The organism is Thermus parvatiensis (genome assembly GCF_001535545.1).
Classification (GTDB): Bacteria; Deinococcota; Deinococci; order Deinococcales; family Thermaceae; genus Thermus; species Thermus parvatiensis.
The window spans coordinates 567,615-583,779 of record NZ_CP014141.1 but is presented as its reverse complement, the minus strand read 5'-3'; the positions used below and the strand labels follow the sequence as shown (position 1 = coordinate 583,779).

14 protein-coding genes and 3 pseudogenes are annotated in these 16,165 nt (G+C 68.0%); 3 read left to right on the top strand and 14 right to left on the bottom strand.

Annotated features, from left to right (window positions below; translation table 11 throughout):
• The 11 genes and pseudogenes from AV541_RS03345 to dnaK all read right to left on the bottom strand — a co-directional run bounded on the left by AV541_RS03345 (position 1) and on the right by dnaK (position 10,145).
• A complete protein-coding gene (locus tag AV541_RS03345; RefSeq protein ID WP_008633054.1) occupies positions 1–675 on the bottom strand; it encodes a peroxiredoxin in 675 nt (224 codons plus the stop codon).
• An 11-nt stretch (positions 676–686) separates the two neighbouring features.
• Complete coding sequence (locus AV541_RS03340) at positions 687–1,115, bottom strand: ferritin-like domain-containing protein (protein WP_014629214.1); 429 nt, start codon at positions 1,113–1,115, stop codon at positions 687–689.
• A 91-nt stretch (positions 1,116–1,206) separates the two neighbouring features.
• The gene (locus AV541_RS03335) at positions 1,207–1,893 is read right to left on the bottom strand and encodes a metallophosphoesterase family protein (protein WP_060384227.1); all 687 of its coding nucleotides are present in this window, start codon (positions 1,891–1,893) and stop codon (positions 1,207–1,209) included.
• Positions 1,894–1,905: 12 nt separating this feature from the next.
• Positions 1,906–2,319 (bottom strand): Hsp20/alpha crystallin family protein, encoded by a 414-nt coding sequence (locus AV541_RS03330; protein ID WP_008633058.1) that lies wholly within the window; start codon positions 2,317–2,319, stop codon positions 1,906–1,908.
• A gap of 14 nt (positions 2,320–2,333) precedes the next feature.
• Positions 2,334–3,518: a VLRF1 family aeRF1-type release factor gene (locus AV541_RS03325; RefSeq protein ID WP_060384226.1), complete on the bottom strand. Its 1,185-nt coding sequence runs from the start codon at positions 3,516–3,518 to the stop codon at positions 2,334–2,336.
• On the bottom strand, positions 3,515–3,904 hold the full coding sequence (locus AV541_RS03320; protein WP_060384225.1) for a ferritin family protein: 390 nt from the start codon (positions 3,902–3,904) through the stop codon (positions 3,515–3,517). The genes AV541_RS03325 and AV541_RS03320 overlap by 4 nt, the downstream gene beginning before the upstream one ends.
• A gap of 9 nt (positions 3,905–3,913) precedes the next feature.
• Positions 3,914–6,477, bottom strand: a pseudogene (clpB, locus tag AV541_RS13655) (ATP-dependent chaperone ClpB).
• Positions 6,478–6,643: 166 nt separating this feature from the next.
• Positions 6,644–6,880, bottom strand: coding sequence for a chaperone modulator CbpM (locus tag AV541_RS03310; RefSeq protein ID WP_008633062.1), 237 nt, complete (start codon positions 6,878–6,880; stop codon positions 6,644–6,646).
• Positions 6,867–7,708 (bottom strand): annotated as a pseudogene (locus AV541_RS03305) (DnaJ C-terminal domain-containing protein). The gene AV541_RS03310 and the pseudogene AV541_RS03305 overlap by 14 nt, the downstream one beginning before the upstream one ends.
• A 3-nt stretch (positions 7,709–7,711) precedes the next feature.
• A complete protein-coding gene (gene gprE / locus AV541_RS03300) occupies positions 7,712–8,245 on the bottom strand; it encodes a nucleotide exchange factor GrpE (protein ID WP_060384224.1) in 534 nt (177 codons plus the stop codon).
• 53 nt (positions 8,246–8,298) lie between these two features.
• Positions 8,299–10,145 (bottom strand): annotated as a pseudogene (gene dnaK, locus AV541_RS03295) (molecular chaperone DnaK).
• Positions 10,146–10,278: 133 nt separating this feature from the next.
• Between dnaK and ftsH the strand changes: the two are divergent.
• A complete protein-coding gene (gene ftsH / locus AV541_RS03290; protein WP_060384223.1) occupies positions 10,279–12,153 on the top strand; it encodes an ATP-dependent zinc metalloprotease FtsH in 1,875 nt (624 codons plus the stop codon).
• A 99-nt stretch (positions 12,154–12,252) separates the two neighbouring features.
• On the opposite strand, the gene AV541_RS03285 is transcribed toward ftsH, so the two are convergent.
• Complete coding sequence (locus AV541_RS03285; protein ID WP_082709628.1) at positions 12,253–13,410, bottom strand: class I SAM-dependent rRNA methyltransferase; 1,158 nt, start codon at positions 13,408–13,410, stop codon at positions 12,253–12,255.
• Positions 13,411–13,430: 20 nt separating this feature from the next.
• On the opposite strand from AV541_RS03285, the gene sppA reads away from it, so the two are divergent.
• Positions 13,431–14,336, top strand: coding sequence for a signal peptide peptidase SppA (gene sppA / locus AV541_RS03280; RefSeq protein ID WP_060384221.1), 906 nt, complete (start codon positions 13,431–13,433; stop codon positions 14,334–14,336).
• Positions 14,330–14,740 carry an RDD family protein gene (locus AV541_RS03275; RefSeq protein WP_008633066.1) on the top strand — a complete coding sequence of 137 codons (411 nt, stop codon included), beginning with the start codon at positions 14,330–14,332 and terminating at the stop codon, positions 14,738–14,740. The genes sppA and AV541_RS03275 overlap by 7 nt, the downstream gene beginning before the upstream one ends.
• A gap of 76 nt (positions 14,741–14,816) precedes the next feature.
• Here the strand turns inward: AV541_RS03275 and rocF are convergent, their stop codons facing one another.
• On the bottom strand, positions 14,817–15,701 hold the full coding sequence (gene rocF / locus AV541_RS03270; RefSeq protein ID WP_008633067.1) for an arginase: 885 nt from the start codon (positions 15,699–15,701) through the stop codon (positions 14,817–14,819).
• A 43-nt stretch (positions 15,702–15,744) separates the two neighbouring features.
• Positions 15,745–16,119 carry a M67 family metallopeptidase gene (locus AV541_RS03265; RefSeq protein ID WP_014629200.1) on the bottom strand — a complete coding sequence of 125 codons (375 nt, stop codon included), beginning with the start codon at positions 16,117–16,119 and terminating at the stop codon, positions 15,745–15,747.
• Between the last annotated feature and the right edge of the window lie 46 nt (positions 16,120–16,165).

The window sequence follows — 16,165 nt, the reverse complement described above, 5'->3', positions numbered from 1 at the left end:
CTACCCCCTTCTTAGGGCGTCCAGGGCCTGGAAGAGCTCCTCAATGGGGGGAATGTGGTGGAGATAGGGGGAGACGTGAGCGTAGCGAATAATCCCCTCGGGGTCCACCACGAAGAGGGCCCGCTCGCTAAAGCCGTCCTCCTCCCGCCATACCCGGTAGCGCCGGGCCACTTCCCCCTTGGGGTGGAAATCGGCGAGGAGGGGGAAGGTGAGCCCCCGGGCGAAGGCGAAGGCCCCGTGGCAGTAGATGGAGTCCACGGAGATCCCCAGGAGGACGGCGTCTCGGCGCTCAAACTCCGGAAGCTCGGCCTGGTAGAGGTCCAGCTGTTGGCTGCACCCCGGGCTCCAGTCCAGGGGGTAGAAGACCAGGACCACGGGCCGGCCCCGGAAATCGGAGAGGCGCACGGGGTTGCCCTGGGCATCCGGCAGGGCAAAGTCCGGGGCCCTTTCCCCCACGCTGAGGCCCGGGGCCACGCGGGGGGCCTCCATCTTGGGGGCCCTCTTGTAGAGGTTGCGGAGCGCCTCGAGGCCCTCCCGCTCACCGGGCCTTGCCCCCACTTCCCGCCAGAGCTCCTGGAGCATGGCGTGGAGGAGGGAAAGGGCTTCCTTCTCCGGGCCCTCGGCCAGCTTGGGCTCCAGTTCCAGGAAGCGACGGGCAAGCTCCGGGAAGCGCATGGCCTGCCTCCTTATTCCTGCCAGGTTCCCTTCAAAAGTTTCTCCGTTTCTTCCTTGTGCCTCGTTTCCTCGGAGATGATCTCCTGGAGGTCGTTGGCGAGGCCGTAGTCCCCGAAGGCCTCGGCCTGCTTCATCCTTTCCACGTAGCGGGCGATGGTCTCCTTCTCCGCCTGGAGCACCGCCTCCAGCATGGCCCGGGGCGTGGCGGCCTCGGGCACGGGGGCGGGCTGCGTGGTGGGCTTCCCGCCCAGGGCGGCGATCTTGTCCGCCAGGAACTGGGCGTGGCGGAGCTCGTCCTGGATCTCCGCCAGGAAGAACTCCTTGAGCTCGCCCCGGTGGATGCCCGAGACCGTGGCGGCGTAGGTCACGTACTGGATGATGGCCTGGTACTCGTGGGCCAGGTCCTGGTTAAGGCCTTGGATGAGGGTTTCCTTGTCCATGCTCACCTCCCGCAAGCTAGGCTTGCCTTTCCATTTTACCCAAAAGCTTTTTAAAGGCCCCGCCCCAGGGAAGCCCGGGGCGGGGCTTCCCCTAGCGAACGTTCCCGGTTTCCAGCTTCCTCGCCTTCAGGTCCAGGAGGCTGTACTCGCCCTCCGAGAGGTCGCCGGGCACCACCACCCAGCTCGCCCCGAGGATCTCGTGCTTCTGGCCCTTACCGGCCACGAGGACGAGAAGGGGGTTGTGGGTCTTGACGAGGTGGGCCACCTCGTGGGAGCCCCGCTCGTTCAGGCCCTTGTGGTAGGGCATGGTGTGGAAGAGGAAAATCTTAGGGTAGTCCTTGAGCTCCCAAAGGGCCTTGAGGTGGTACTCGGCGACCCAGGCGGGGTAGCGAAGCGCCTCCTCCTCCTCGGGCTCGCCCTCGTCGGTGATCTCCCCGCCCACGCCCGCCACCAGGTAGGGCCCCCGCCAGAAAGTGAAGGTTTCGTGGACGTTGCGCATCTCGGGCCGCACCAGCTCAATGTTGGCCGCCTCCCGCAGGTACTCCCAGATGGGAGCGTCCTGGGGCCCGGGGATGTAGGCGGTGGGCAGGTGGGCCTCGGAAAGGATGCGGAAGAAGGCGGCGTAGTCCCGGCTCTTGGCGGTCTTGGGCATCAGGTTGCCGATGAGGGCGATGGCGTCCGCCCCGGTGTCGGGGGCGATGCGCACGAACTTCTCCAGGGCCTCGAGGTCGCCCATGGGGTTGGAAGTGGCGAGGATGTACCTTACCGTGCGCCGCATAGGCTCACCTCCTCACTCCACCTGCACCTGGATCCTCTTGGGCTTCGTGGCCTCGGCCCGCGGCACCAGGAGGTGAAGCACCCCGTGGCGGAAGCGGGCCTGGACCTTGGAGAGGTCGTAGGTGCTGGGCACGTTGAAGCTCCGGGCGAAGGTGCCGTAGGGGCCTTCCAGGCGGTGGTAGGCCACCCCTTCTTGCTTCTCTAGAGGCCGCTCCGCCTTCACGGAGAGCACGCCTTCCTCCGCCACCACCTCCACCTTCTCGGGGTCCACCCCGGGGAGGTAAACGAGGAGGTGGAGCCCCTCGGCGTCCTCCATCACGTCCACGGGCGGGGCGTAGACCCTAGGCCCCTGCCCTTGGGGCGCAAAGGCCCGGGCCAACCGCTCCTGAAGCTCCTCAAGTTCCCGGAAAGGATCAAACCGCAACATACCCATCACCTCCTTCACCACCTCAAGAGCGCGGCCATCCCGCCACGCTCAAGAAGCCTCTTTTCGGCCTCGCCGCGTACGAACTCCAGCTTGGTGGCGTAGCCCACGGCCAAGGGCGCGAGCACCGCGGCGAGGGGTTTCTTCTCGGGGCTTTCGCAGTAGGCCAAGGCCTGGGCCTCGTCGGCGAAGGCGAAGTCCTGGCAGAGGTAGACCTCCTGCTCCAGGTGCCAGGGCAGGACCCAGACCTCCACCCGGCCCTCCTGGACCCGGGCGAGGACCTCGGGACCGAAGGCGACCCTGGGGTAGGCCTCCTCCAGCCGCTCCAGGAGCCTGACCTCCTCCTGGCGCTCCACCTCTTCCAGGACCGGCTCCAGGCGCTTCAGCACCTCGCCGGGGCTCGCCCCGGGGTGGGGCAGGGAGGGAAGCTCCGCCACCACCCGCTCCCTCAGGCGCTTGGGCAGGTGGCCCAGAAAGAGCTTGGTGTGCTCCTCGGGGCCCATGAGGACGAGGCGGGTGAAGCCCCGGGCCTCGGCGAGCTTCTCCAGCTCGTGGGCGAGTGCCTTATAGAAGCGCTCTTCCCAGGCCTCGAGGCGCTTGGCGAAGTGGTCCTGGTCTGCCCCGCCCCGGGAGATCCCGCCCAGGTTGAAGCGGCGCCCAGGGGCGTCCAGGGAGAGGCGGCGCCAGGCCTCGGTGTCCAGGGCCAGGAAGGCGTCGTGGACCTCCTCAATCTCCCCCAGGAAGACCTCAAAGACCCGCCACTTCTCCTGGTCCACGTACACCACGCCGTAGCGCTCGTACTCGTCCAGGGCGTAGACCAGGGGGAGGAGGAAGGGCTCGCCAAAGTAGGCCAGGACCCCGTCCACCAGGTACCGCCCCGCCTTCTCGTCCAGAAAGGCGGTTTTGACGCTATTCACTAAGGGAAGCTCCACCTGGAGGAGGAGGACCTCAAAGAGGTCTTCCCCAGCGAAGAAGACAGCGGTCCTGGCCTCGAGGACCTGGTTTTTCAAGACCTCGAGGACCCTTTCCGAAAGGTCCTCGGGAACGTTAAGGGCCTTCATGGCGTCCTTGGCCCGGAGAGCGTAGGCCTTCCCGGCGTTTTCCGGCTTGGCCGGGTTGACGTCCACGTAGAGGGAGAGGATGGGCCCCTCCTTGGCGCCGATGAGTTCGCGGATACGACGGATCTCCTCTTTTCCGATCATAGACCACCTCCTATAAGCATCACCGCTTTGCGCACGGCCTCCTGGTTGAGCCTTTCCTCCTGGCCGAGCCGGGTGAACAGGGCCTCGAGCTCGGGGTCAGGGAAGGTGCTCTCCAGGTAGTAGGCCCGGTCCAGCCCCTCCTCGGAGAGGAGGCGGAGGAGGGTCTCCCACCCCCCCTCCTCGGGCTTCGGGGTGGGGGGCAGGGAAGCCCCCCGCCGCCTCAGGGCCTCCGCCAAGGCCTCGGCGTGGGCCCGTTCCCTCCTCGCCACCTCCAGGAGGAGGGCCCGCACGTGGGGGTAGGGCACCCCCTCCGCCGCCCCTTCCGCCCTAAGGGCGTCCAGAAGCTCATCCTGGTAGGCCTTCTGCAGCACCTTCACCGGGTCCATACCTCCTCCTCAGGCCTCTATCCGGGCGGGGACGGTAAACACGAGGCCCGCGGGCCCCACGTCCACCTGCAGGCGGTCCCCCTCCTTGACCTCCCCGGCCAAGATCTTCTGGGCGAGGGGCGTCTCCAGCTCCCGCTGGATGACCCGCTTGAGGGGCCTTGCCCCGAAGACGGGGTCGTAGCCCCTTTCCGCCAGGAAGTCCTTGGCGGCCTCGGTGAGCTCCAGGGAGATGCGCTTCTCGGCGAGGCGGGCCCGGAGGTAGGAGAGCTGGATCTCCACGATCTGGCGGATCTGCTCCTTGGTGAGGGGCCGGAAGACCACGATCTCGTCCAGACGGTTCAGGAACTCGGGGCGGAAGTGCTGCTGCAAGACCTTAAAGACCTCGTCCCGGATCCTCTCGTAGGGCCAGCCCTTCTGGATGCCTTCCAGGATGAGCGGGCTTCCTAGGTTGGAGGTGAGGATGATGACGGTGTTGCGGAAGTCCACGGTGCGCCCGTGGCTGTCGGTGAGGCGGCCGTCGTCCAGGATCTGGAGGAGGATGTTGAAGACGTCGGGGTGGGCCTTCTCAATCTCGTCAAAGAGGATGACCGAGTAAGGCCTCCTCCGCACCGCCTCGGTGAGCTGCCCCCCCTCCTCGTAGCCCACGTAGCCGGGCGGGGCCCCGATGAGGCGGGAGACGGCGTGCTTCTCCATGTACTCCGTCATGTCAATGCGGATCATGGCCTCCTCGGTGTCAAAGAGGGTGGCGGCCAGGGTCTTGGCGAGCTCCGTCTTCCCCACCCCCGTGGGCCCGAGGAAGAGGAAGCTCCCGATGGGCCGGTTCGGGTCCTTTAGGCCGGCCCTCGCCCGGCGGATGGCGTCGGCCACCGCCCTTATGGCCTCGTCCTGCCCCACCACCCGCTTGTGAAGCTCCTCCTCAAGCCTTAGGAGCTTCTCCCTTTCCCCTTCCAAAAGCTTGGATACGGGGATCCCGGTCCAGCGGGAGACGATCTCGGCGATGTCCTCCTCGGTGACCTCGAGGCGGACGAAGCGGGCGCCCCGGAGCTTTTCCGAAAGGGCCTCCACCTCGGCCTCCAGCTTGGGAAGCTCCCCGTAGCGGAGCTCGGCGGCCCGGTTCAGGTCGTACTGGCGCTCGGCAAGCTCAATCTCCCGCCGGACCTCGTCCAGGCGGTGCTGGGCCTCGCGGAGCTTCCTCAGGATCTCCCTTTCCTTCTCCCACTCGGCCCGGAGCTTGGCGATCTCCTCACTGAGCTTCTGGATCTCCGCCTCTATGGCCTTGAGCCGTTCTTGGGAGTCTGGGTCTTTCTCCTTTTTCAGCGCCTCCCGCTCAATCTCCAGCTGGAGCTTCTTCCGCTCCAAAGCGTCAATCTCTTCGGGGGCGCTTTCCAAGGCCATGCGCAGGCGGGCCGCCGCCTCGTCAATGAGGTCAATGGCCTTGTCGGGGAGGCGCCTTTCCGTGATGTACCGATGGGAGAGGGTGGCGGCGGCGATGATGGCGCTGTCGGAGATGCGCACCCCGTGGTGGACCTCGTACTTCTCCTTGAGGCCCCGGAGGATGGAGATGGTCTCCTCCACCGTGGGCTCGTCCACGTAGACGGGCTGGAAGCGCCGTTCTAGGGCGGGGTCTTTTTCAATCTCCCGGTACTCGTCCAGGGTGGTGGCCCCGATGAGCCTTAGCTCCCCCGGGCTAAGGCGGGCTTCAGCATGTTGCCGGCGTCCACGGCGCCTTCGGCCTTGCCCGCCCCCACCACGGTGTGGAGCTCGTCAATGAAGAGGATAACCTCCCCTTGGGACTGGATCACCTCCTGGATCACCGCCTTCAGGCGCTCCTCAAACTCGCCCCGGTACTTGGCCCCGGCGAGGAGGGAGCCCATCTGCAAGGAGATGATCCGCTTGCCCTTGAGGCCTTCGGGCACATCCCCCTTGACGATGCGCTGGGCCAGGCCTTCCACGATGGCCGTCTTCCCCACCCCGGGCTCGCCGATGAGGACCGGGTTGTTCTTGGTGCGCCTTAGGAGGATCTGGATGACGCGCCGGATCTCCTCGTCCCGGCCGATCACCGGGTCCAGCTTCCCCTCGGCGGCCAGCTTGGTCAGATCAATGCCGTACTGTTCCAAAGCGTTGTAGGTGCTTTCCGCGTGTTCCGTTTGCACGGTCTTCCCTCCCCTTAGTTCCTGTAGGGCTTTTTTCAGGGTCTCGAGGCCCGGAAGCCCCGGGGTGGCCTCGCTCAGGGCCAGGACCAGGGTGTCCACCGCTACGTAGCGGTCCTTAAGCTCTTCCATCAGGGCCTCAGCCCGGTTCAAGGCCCCGGAGAGGCGGCTTGTGAGGTACTGGCCCACCTCGGCCCCCTCCACCTTGGGCAGGCGGGCGAGCTCCTGGGCCTGGAGTTCCTTGAGGCGTTTGGGGTCTGCCCCAGCCTTTTCCAGAAGGCGCCAAGCCAAGCCGCCCGGATCTTTGAGGAGCACCGTCCAGAGGTGGGCCACGTCTATGGCCTGGTGCTTCATCTTTTGGGCCAGGACCTGGGCTTGGGCCAGGGCTTCGCGGGCGGCTTGCGTCCAGCGTTCTAGGTTCATACCCCTCGCCTCCCTGCTACGATTAGCATAGCGGTTGCTATAAATGTTGTCAAGTACCCTAAAACGGTTTAGTTAAGTTTGGGAGCGAAGACCCAAGGCGGAGAAGGGAACGGAAAGGGACCTCAGCCTGATTATAGGGGAAACGGAAGAGGAGGAATGTCCCGGCCTAGCGACGTTCCAGGATCTCCACCACCAGGGCCGCCCCGATGAGGTTGGCTCCGAGGTCCTTGCGGATGCGTTCGGCCTTGGCCATGCGAAGAAGGTCGGCCTCGCGGAAGTACCAGCTCCCCCCTACCTCCAAGGGCTCCACGAAGCCGATCTCCACGTAGGCCCGCACCGCCCCTAGGGAAAGGCCGTAGGCCTCCAAGGCCTCGAGGGAAACCCACTCGCTACGCGCGAGCATGGTGCACCTCCGCAAGCTTCTTCCAAAGGGCCTCCTCCTCGGGGGTTAAGTGCTCGGGGATGGTGATGCGCACCTCCAGGTAGAGGTCCCCCCGGCCCGCGGGCCCAGGAAAGCCCTTGCCCCTAAGCCTTAGCTTCCTCCCCGCCTGGGTCCTGGGGGGGATGGTGACCTCCACGGGGCCTTCCAGGGTCATGGCCCGCACCTTACCCCCCACCACGGCAATGGGGGCGGGGACGTCCAGGGTGGCGTAGAGGTCGTTCCCCTCGAGGCGGAAGACGGGGTGGGGCAGGAGGCGCACCACGAGGAGGAGGTCCCCCGGGGGGTTCCCCTGGCCCCCCAGGCCCGGCACCCGGATCACGCTCCCCTCCCGCACCCCGGGGGAATGTGCACCGTGATTCGCCTGCCGTTCACCTCCACCACCTTCTCCCCGCCACGGAAGGCCTCCTCGAGGGTGAGGGGAAGCTCGGCCCTCAGGTCCCGCCCCCTGCGGCTCCGCCGCCCGAAGCCGCCGAAGAGGCCAGGGCCGAAAAGCTCCTGGAAGAAGTCGGAGAAGTCCTCCACGTCAAACCCGGAGAAATCGTACCCCCCAGGAGGCGGCGGGGGCGGGGCCTCGGTGGTGCCATAGGTGTCGTAGATCCTTCGCTTTTCCGGATCGGAAAGGACGGCGTAGGCTTCGTTGATCTCCTTGAATTTTTCCTCCGCCTCGGGGCTTTTGTTCACGTCGGGGTGGTACTGGCGGGCCAGGCGCTTGTAGGCCCTTTTGATCTCCTCCTGGGTGGCGTTCCGGGGCACCCCGAGGATGGCGTAGTAGTCCTTTTTGGCCGCCATAGGCTACTCCAGGTCCGCCTCTTCCTGCTTCTCCTCGCCCACGGCCACCCGGGCCGGGCGCACCAGGGCCTCGCCCATGCGAAAGCCCCGCTGGAAAACCTTGGCCACCTTCCCCGGCTCGCCCGGGAGGAGGCCGATGGCCTCGTGGTAGCGGGGGTCAAAGGCCTCCCCTTCCCCGGGCACCTCCTCCACCCCCATCCCGGCCAAGATGCGGAAAAACCCTTCCCGCACCGCCCTAACCCCCTGGAGGATGCTCTCGGGGTTGGCGTGGGCGAACTCCAGGGCGCGCTCCAGGTCGTCAAGGACGGGAAGGAGCGCCCTCAGGGCCTTGAGCACGCCCTCCCGCTCCCGCGCCTTAAGCTCCTCCTCCATGCGCTTACGGTAATTGTCAAAGTCGGCGAGGAGGCGGAGGTACTTGTCCTTTAGGGCCTTAAGCTCCCCCTCCACCGCCTTCAGGCGCTCCTCCAGGGCCTGGGCCTCCTGGCCCACGGCCTCGAGGTCCTTCTCCAGGGTGTTCTCGTGGTTCCGCTCCTCCATGGGCCCTCCCTAAAAGGGCCCCACCCTAAGGGGCGGGGCCCCGGCCTTGCGCCTCACTCCGCGGGCTTGTAGTCGGCGTCAATCACGTCGTCCGGTCCCTTGCCCGAGGCCGCTTGGGCGCCCTTCTCGTACTCCTCCACCGCCCTAAGGAGCTCCTCCGTGGCCGCCTTGAGCTCGGGGTCGGGGGCGTCCCGCTCCACAAGCTCCTTGGCCTTTTGGATGGCGGCCTCGAGGCGGGCCCTGGCCTCCGGGGCCCCCTGCTTCTCCTGGAGGACCCTTTCCGCCTGGACGCGGGCCGAGTCCAGGGCGTTCTTGAGTTCGGCGTGCTCCCTGCGGCGGCGGTCCTCCTCGGCGTGGCGCTTCGCCTCCTCAATGATCCGCTGGATCTCCTCCTCGGAGAGGGTAGTGGTGTTCTGGATGGTGATGGAGGCCTCGCGCCCGGTGGACAACTCCTTGGCGGTCACGTGGAGGATGCCGTTGGCGTCGATGTCAAAGCAGACCTCAATCTGCGGCACCCCGGCGGGCATGGGGGGATGCCCTCGAGGCGGAAGCGGCCCAGGCTCTTGTTGTCTTGGGCCATGGGGCGCTCCCCCTGGAGGACATGGATCTCCACGGCGGTCTGGTTGTGCTCGGCGGTGGTGAAGATCTCGCACTTGCGGGTGGGGATGGTGGTGTTCCGGGGGATGAGCACGGTCATCACCCCGCCCTTGGTCTCCACGCCCAGGGAGAGGGGAGTGACGTCCAGGAGGACCACGTCCCGCACCTCCCCCATGAGCACCCCGGCCTGGATGGCGGCCCCCATGGCCACCACCTCGTCGGGGTTCACGGAGCGGTTGGGCTCCTTGCCCAAAAGCTCCTTCACCACCCGCTGGACGGCGGGTACCCGGGTGGCCCCGCCCACGAGAATCACCTCGTCAATCTGGGCGGGGGTGAGGCCGGCGTCCTTCAGGGCCTGCTCCACGGGGCCCCGGAGGCGCTTGAGGAGGGGCTGGATCAGTTCCTCAAACTTGGCCCGGGTGAGCTTCTTCTCCAGGTGGAGGGGGGTCTTGCTGGCGGGGTCCAGGGCGATGAAGGGGAGGCTGATGGTGGTCTCCAGGGTGCTGGAGAGCTCAATCTTGGCCTTCTCCGCCGCCTCAATGAGCCGTTGCAGGGCCTGGCGGTCGGCCTTGAGGTCCACGCCGTGCTCCTTCTTGAACTCCTCGGCGAGCCAGTTGACGATGGCGTGGTCCATGTCGCTGCCGCCCAGGTGGGTGTCCCCGGAGGTGGCCTTCACCTCAAAGACCCCTTCACCGATCTCCAGGATGGTGACGTCAAAGGTGCCGCCCCCCAGGTCAAAGACCAAAACGGTCTCGTTGCCCTTCTTGTCCAGGCCGTAGGCCAGGGCGGCAGCGGTGGGCTCGTTGATGATGCGCAGGACCTCGAGGCCCGCGATCCTGCCAGCGTTGGCCGTGGCCTCCCGCTGGGCGTTGTTGAAGTAGGCGGGCACGGTGATCACCGCCTTGGTGATCTTTTCCCCGAGCTTCTTGGAGGCGTCCTCCACCAGCTTGCGGAGGATCATGGCGCTGATCTCCTCGGGGGTGTAGAGCTTCCCCTTGACCTCCACCCTAACGCCCCCATCGGGCCCGGGGACCACCTTGTAGGGGACCCGCTTGGCCTCCTCCTGGACCTCCTCAAAGCGGCGCCCGATGAAGCGCTTGATCTCAAAGATCGTCCCCTCGGGGTTCAGGACCGCCTGGCGCTTGGCCATACGGCCCACCAGGATTTCCCCGTCGCGAAAAGCCACCACGCTGGGGGTTACCCGTTCGCCTTCGGCGTTTTCCAGGACTACGGGCTTGCCGCCCTCCAGAACGGCGATCACGCTGTTGGTGGTGCCCAGGTCAATGCCCACTGCCTTGGCCATAGGTCTTCACCTCGCCTCCCAGGCTAACGGAGATGCCGCGTTTTTGTCAAGGGAGTTGAGTATAATTTTGTCATGGTCGGTTGGTGAGGCGGCCTACCCTTTTTTCCTCCCCCGGTGTACCTTGAAGGAAGACATGCCTCGAGCCCCCTTTAGCCTTCTCGCCCTGGTCCTGGGCCTCGCCTTCCTGGCCTGGGCCTTCAGCCTCGCGGGCACCGTGGGCGCCCCAAGCGGGACGGTGAACTACACGACCTTCCTGGAGGACCTCAAGGCGGGCCGGGTCAAGGAGGTGGTGGTGCGCGCCGGGGACACCCGGATCCAGGGGGTCTTGGAGGACGGCTCCACCTTCACCACCTACGCCGCAAGCCCTCCCGACAACGAGACCCTCGAGGCCTGGACGGCCCGGGGGGTGAGCGTCCGGGTGGAGCCCCCCCAGGGCCAAAACGCTCTCGGCTTCCTCTGGCCCCTCCTCCTCGTGGGCCTCCTCATCGGCGCCCTCTACTACTTCTCCCGCAACGGCCGGGCCGGGCCCTCGGACTCCGCCTTCAGCTTCACCAAAAGCCGGGCCCGGGTCCTCACCGAAGCCCCCAAGGTCACCTTCAAGGACGTGGCCGGGGCGGAGGAGGCCAAGGAGGAACTCAAGGAGATCGTGGAGTTCCTCAAAAACCCCAGCCGCTTCCACGAGATGGGGGCCCGCATCCCCAAGGGGGTCCTCCTGGTGGGGCCCCCGGGGGTGGGCAAGACCCACCTGGCCCGGGCCGTGGCCGGGGAGGCCCGGGTGCCCTTCATCACCGCCTCGGGCTCCGACTTCGTGGAGATGTTCGTGGGGGTGGGGGCGGCGAGGGTGCGAGACCTCTTTGAGACCGCCAAGCGCCACGCCCCCTGCATCGTCTTCATTGACGAGATTGACGCCGTGGGGAGGAGGCGGGGAAGCGGGGTGGGGGGCGGGAACGACGAGCGGGAGCAGACCCTGAACCAGCTCCTCGTGGAGATGGACGGCTTTGAGAAGGACACGGCCATCGTGGTCATGGCCGCCACCAACCGGCCGGACATCCTGGACCCCGCCCTGCTCCGCCCCGGGCGCTTTGACCGGCAGATCGCCATAGATGCCCCCGACGTCAAGGGCCGGGAGCAGATCCTGAGGATCCACGCCCGGGGGAAGCCCCTGGCGGAGGACGTGGACCTGGCCCTCCTCGCCAAGCGCACCCCGGGCTTCGTGGGGGCGGACCTGGAGAACCTCCTGAACGAAGCCGCCCTCCTCGCCGCCCGGGAGGGGCGGAGGAAGATCACCATGAAGGACCTGGAGGAGGCCGCCGACCGGGTGATGATGGGCCCGGCCAAGAAAAGCCTCGTCCTCTCCCCCCGCGACCGCCGGATCACCGCCTACCACGAGGCGGGCCACGCCCTGGCCGCCCACTTCCTGGAGCACGCCGACGGGGTGCACAAGGTGACCATCGTGCCCCGGGGAAGGGCCTTGGGCTTCATGATGCCCAGGCGGGAGGACATGCTCCACTGGTCCAGGAAGCGCCTTTTGGACCAGATCGCCGTGGCCCTGGCGGGGCGGGCGGCGGAGGAGATCGTCTTTGACGACGTGACCACGGGGGCGGAGAACGACTTCCGCCAGGCCACGGAGCTCGCCCGGCGCATGATCACCGAGTGGGGGATGCACCCCGAGTTCGGCCCCGTGGCCTATGCGGTGCGGGAAGACACCTACCTGGGGGGCTACGACGTCCGCCAGTACTCGGAGGAGACCGCCAAGCGCATTGACGAGGCGGTGCGCCGCCTCATTGAGGAGCAGTACCAGAGGGTGAAGGCCCTTCTCCTGGAAAAGCGGGAGGTCCTGGAGCGGGTGGCGGAGACCCTCCTGGAACGGGAGACCCTCACCGCCGAGGAGTTCCAGCGGGTGGTGGAGGGGCTCCCCTTGGAGGCCCCCGAGGAGGCCCGGGAGGAGCGGGAGCCCCCCCGGGTGGTGCCCAAGGTGAAGCCGGGGGGCGCCCTGGGCGGGGCCTGACGCCGACCTTTTGATTGCACAACGGGAGGACGCCCTGCCGAGGGCCACAGGAACGCCCTTTGGAACCCTCATGCTGGGGCAAGCCAGCGTGAGGGGGTATCAGAGAGGGTCGTCCTGGAGGACGAGGGTCTTGAGGTAGAGGCTTTCGGGGATGTGGAGGCTCCAGGGGTGGTCCTCGGGCTGGTAGGTCACCCGGTGGACCCGGAGCCTGCGGCCGAGGTCGGCGGCGGCCCGGCGGGCCACCTCCAAGAGGTCCTCCAGGCGGAGGTGGTAGCTGCAGGAGGAAAGCCACAAAAACCCCTCCTCCGCGAGGAGCCGCAAGGCTTCCCGGACGAGGTCCACCAGGTGGCGCTTCATGGCGGGAAGCTCCTCTGGGCGCTTCACCAGGGTGGGGGGGTCCAGGAGGACGTGGTGGAAGGGCCCCTCCAGGCCCCGGAGGGTGGGGAGGGCCTCCCCGTGGCGGATGTCCACCCGGAGGCCCAGGCGCAGGGCCGCCTGGTCCAAGACGCCCAAGGCCTCGAGGTCCTTGTCCACCGCGAGGGCGTACGCCCCCTTGCGGGCCGCCCTCAGGGCGAACCCCCCCACGTAGCTGTACACGTCCAGGACCCGCTCCCCGGGACGCACCATGGCCTCAAAGAGGCGGCGGTTCTCCCGCTGGTCCAGGTAGTACCCCGTCTTCTGGGCGAGGGCGAGGGGGATGGGGAAGCGGAGGCCGTCCTCCTCCACCTCGAGGACCTCCGGCACCTCCCCGTAGACCACCCCCACCCTTTCGGGAAGGCCCTCCTGCCGCCTGGCCTCCACGTCGCTCCGCTCGTAGACCCCTTTGGGGGCCACCACCTCCAAGAGGGCGGGAAGCCACACCTCCCGCAGGGCCTCCATGCCCCGGGAGCGGACCTGGAGGACCAGGACCTCCCCGAAGCGGTCCACCACGAGGCCGGGAAGCCCGTCTGCCTCCCCGTGGACGAGGCGGTAGCTCTCCCCTAGGCCTTGCCTGCGCCGGAGCGCCCGGGCGAACCGCCCCTGGAAGAAGGCGCGGTTCAGGGGCCCCGGGTCAAAGCGGAAGGCCCGAAAGGGCACCCGGCTCCGAGGGTCGTAGTAGCCCACGGCCAAAAAGCGCCCCTCCACGTCCACGGCCTCCGCCACCCCCACCCCCTCGGGCGGGGCGGCGATCTCGTCCCGGTAGAGGTTCGGGTAGAAGTTGCGGAGCTTCCGCTCCTTGCCCGCCTTGACCACAAGCCTCAGCACAGGCCCCAGCATACGCCTGGTATGGTGGAGGCATGAACCGGAAGCGGTGGCTCGCCCTCGCCCTCTTCCTCGCCGTGGCCCTTCTGGTGGTGGGCCTGGGCCGGCTCACGGCGAGGCCCCCCGCCCAAGGCCCCTGGCGGGAGACGGTCCTCTACGGCCAAGGGGAGAAGGTCCTGCTTCTGGAGCTTCTCGGCGAGATCCCCTCGGGCAAGGCCCTGGAGCGCTTCCTCTCCCAGGTGCGCCAGGCCCGGGAGGACGAGGGGGTGCGGGCCGTGGTCCTCTACGTGGAAAGCCCCGGGGGCGGGGTCACGGAGACCGAGGCCCTGCACCGCGCCCTCCGCGCCCTGGCCCAGGAGAAGCCCCTGGTGGCCAGCCTCGGAAGGGTGGCGGCGAGCGGCGGCTACTACGTGGCCACCGCCGCCCGGGAGATCCTCGTCCCCCCCACGGCGGTGACCGGCTCCATCGGGGTGGTCGGCTACCTGCCCCAGGTGGGGGAGCTTTTGGCCAAGGTGGGCGTCCGGGTGGAGGTGCTCAAGGAGGGGCGGTTCAAGGACATGGCCTCGCCCCTCCGTCCCCTCACCCCGGAGGAGCGGGAGGTGGTCCAGGGCCTTCTGCGCGAGGCCTACGAGCTTTTCGTCCAGCGGGTGGCGGAGGGGCGGGGGATGCCCCGGGAGAAGGTCCTCGCCCTCGCCGACGGGCGCATCTACTCGGGGAAGCAGGCCGTGGCCCTGGGCCTCGCCGACAGGGAGGGCTACCTGGAGGACGCCGCCCGAAGGGCCGCGGAGCTTGCGGGCCTTAAGGCCTTCCGCCTCGTGCGCTACACCAGGCCCAAAGGCCTCCTGGAGGGGCTTTGGGGCGAGGAGGTTCCCTGGGCCCAGGCCCTTCTCCAGGCGCGCTTTCGCGTAGAATACCGCTACCTTGGAGGTGGCCTGTGGTGATCGCAAGCCCTTGGCGAAGGCTCGTGGCCTCCCTGGTGGACAGCCTCGTCCTCCTCCCCCTAAGCCTCCTCCTCATGGCCCTGGCAGGGGTGGACCCCCTGGGCCCCACCACCTGGGTCCAGGACCTCCTCTTCCAGTGGATCCCCGGCTGGACCTACTACACCGCCTTCACCGCCCTCTACGGGGCCACCCCGGGCAAGATGGCCTTGGGCCTCAAGGTGGTGCGAACGGACGAGCGGCCCGTGGACTGGCTCACCGCCTTCATGCGGGAGGTGGTGGGCAAGACCCTCTCCACCCTTCCCCTGGGGCTCGGCTACCTCTGGGCCTTCTTCCACCCCAGGCGCCAGGCCTGGCACGACCTCATCGCCGACACCCTGGTGGTGCGGGCCTCGAGGCCGGGCTAACTACCCCGCCGCGGCGAAAGGGCCTTCCTTCGGCCGTCCTAGCGAAACCAAAGAGGGCAGGCGGGCCTGGGGTGGCCTAAAAGATCCGCTTGCCCAAGAGGCTTAGCGCCAGGCCCACCAGCATCTCGGCGGTGCGGTTGCGCTCGTCCAGGATGGGGTTCACCTCCACTAGGTCCAGGCTCTGCACCCGGCCCGACTCGGCCAGGATCTCCATGAGGAGGTGCGCCTCCCGGTAGGTGAGCCCCCCGGGCACCGGGGTCCCCACCCCGGGGGCGAGGGTGGGGTCCAGGACATCGGCGTCCAGGGAGACGTGGAGGGGGAGACCCTGGAGGTGCTTTAGGACCTCCTCGGCGATCCGGGCCACGCCGAGGCGGTCCACCTCGTGCATGGTGTAGACCCGGACCCCCGCCTCCTTAAGGAGCCGCTTCTCCCCGGGGTCCAGGCTCCGCACCCCCACCAGGACCACGTCCTTGGGGTCCACGGCCCGGAAGACCTCCGTGAGCCGGGGATGGCCCAGGCCCGAGAGGACGGCGAGGGGCATGCCGTGAACGTTGCCGCTCGGCGAGGTCTCGGGGGTGTTGAAGTCGGCGTGGGCGTCCACCCAGACCACGCCCACCCGCCGGCCCCGGGCGGCTCCCGCCACCGAGCCCATGCTCAAGGAGTGGTCCCCACCCAAGACGATGGGGAAAACCCCCTCGGGCAAGGCCGCCAGGCGCTCCTTTAGGGCGAGGGCCGCGGCCCGGATCTCCTCCAGGTAGGCGAGGCCCCGCCCCCTTCGCCTCGAGGCCCGGGCCAAGGAGACGGGCACGTCCCCCAGGTCCTCCACGGTGTAGCCCAGATCCTCCAGCTGCTCCAAAAGCCGGGCGTACCGCAGGGCGGACGGCCCCATGTCCACGCCCCGCCGGTTCGCCCCCAGGTCCATGGGCACGCCCACCACGGCCACGCGTTCCATGGGGGGCATGGTAGCAGAAACGTCCATGCGGGGCTTGGGAAGTTTATGCGCCCTAGAGCACCACCAGGGCCACCTCCTGCCCCTCGGGGAGGAGGAAGGCCCGGACCCCGTCCGTGCCGAAGATGACGTAGGGCACCCGCCAGCGGGCCTCCTTGATGTCCCTCGGGCTCGGGAGGGCGGGGCCTTTGGGGTGGGAGTGGTAGATGGCGAGGAGGGAAAGCCCCTCCCGCTCAAGCGCCTTGAGGGCCTTGAGGAGGGCCAGGGGGTCCGCCAGGTAGGCGGTAAGGGGGCTCGGGTGGACGTTGGGCAAGGGGATGACCCGCTCCACCTCGCGCCTGCCCGCCCAGAGGCCCACCCCCTCCTTGGGGGCCTCCCTCAGGAGGTGGGCCCGGGTCTCCTCCAGAAGGCCTCGAGGCACGTAGAGCACAAGGCCATGATACCCGCCGGGACAACCGCCCCGCCCCCGGCGTATA

Coding starts and splice junctions, on each gene's coding strand:
- AV541_RS03330 (WP_008633058.1), bottom strand. CDS start 2,319: ATGTTGCGGTTTGATCCTTTCCGGGAACTTGAGGAGCTTCAGGAGCGG.
- AV541_RS03325 (WP_060384226.1), bottom strand. CDS start 3,518: ATGATCGGAAAAGAGGAGATCCGTCGTATCCGCGAACTCATCGGCGCC.
- ftsH (WP_060384223.1), top strand. CDS start 10,279: ATGCCTCGAGCCCCCTTTAGCCTTCTCGCCCTGGTCCTGGGCCTCGCC.
- AV541_RS03285 (WP_082709628.1), bottom strand. CDS start 13,410: ATGCTGGGGCCTGTGCTGAGGCTTGTGGTCAAGGCGGGCAAGGAGCGG.
- AV541_RS03345 (WP_008633054.1), bottom strand. CDS start 675: ATGCGCTTCCCGGAGCTTGCCCGTCGCTTCCTGGAACTGGAGCCCAAG.
- sppA (WP_060384221.1), top strand. CDS start 13,431: ATGAACCGGAAGCGGTGGCTCGCCCTCGCCCTCTTCCTCGCCGTGGCC.
- AV541_RS03310 (WP_008633062.1), bottom strand. CDS start 6,880: ATGCTCGCGCGTAGCGAGTGGGTTTCCCTCGAGGCCTTGGAGGCCTAC.
- AV541_RS03320 (WP_060384225.1), bottom strand. CDS start 3,904: ATGGACCCGGTGAAGGTGCTGCAGAAGGCCTACCAGGATGAGCTTCTG.
- AV541_RS03335 (WP_060384227.1), bottom strand. CDS start 1,893: ATGCGGCGCACGGTAAGGTACATCCTCGCCACTTCCAACCCCATGGGC.
- AV541_RS03340 (WP_014629214.1), bottom strand. CDS start 1,115: ATGGACAAGGAAACCCTCATCCAAGGCCTTAACCAGGACCTGGCCCAC.
- rocF (WP_008633067.1), bottom strand. CDS start 15,701: ATGCCCCCCATGGAACGCGTGGCCGTGGTGGGCGTGCCCATGGACCTG.
- gprE (WP_060384224.1), bottom strand. CDS start 8,245: ATGGAGGAGCGGAACCACGAGAACACCCTGGAGAAGGACCTCGAGGCC.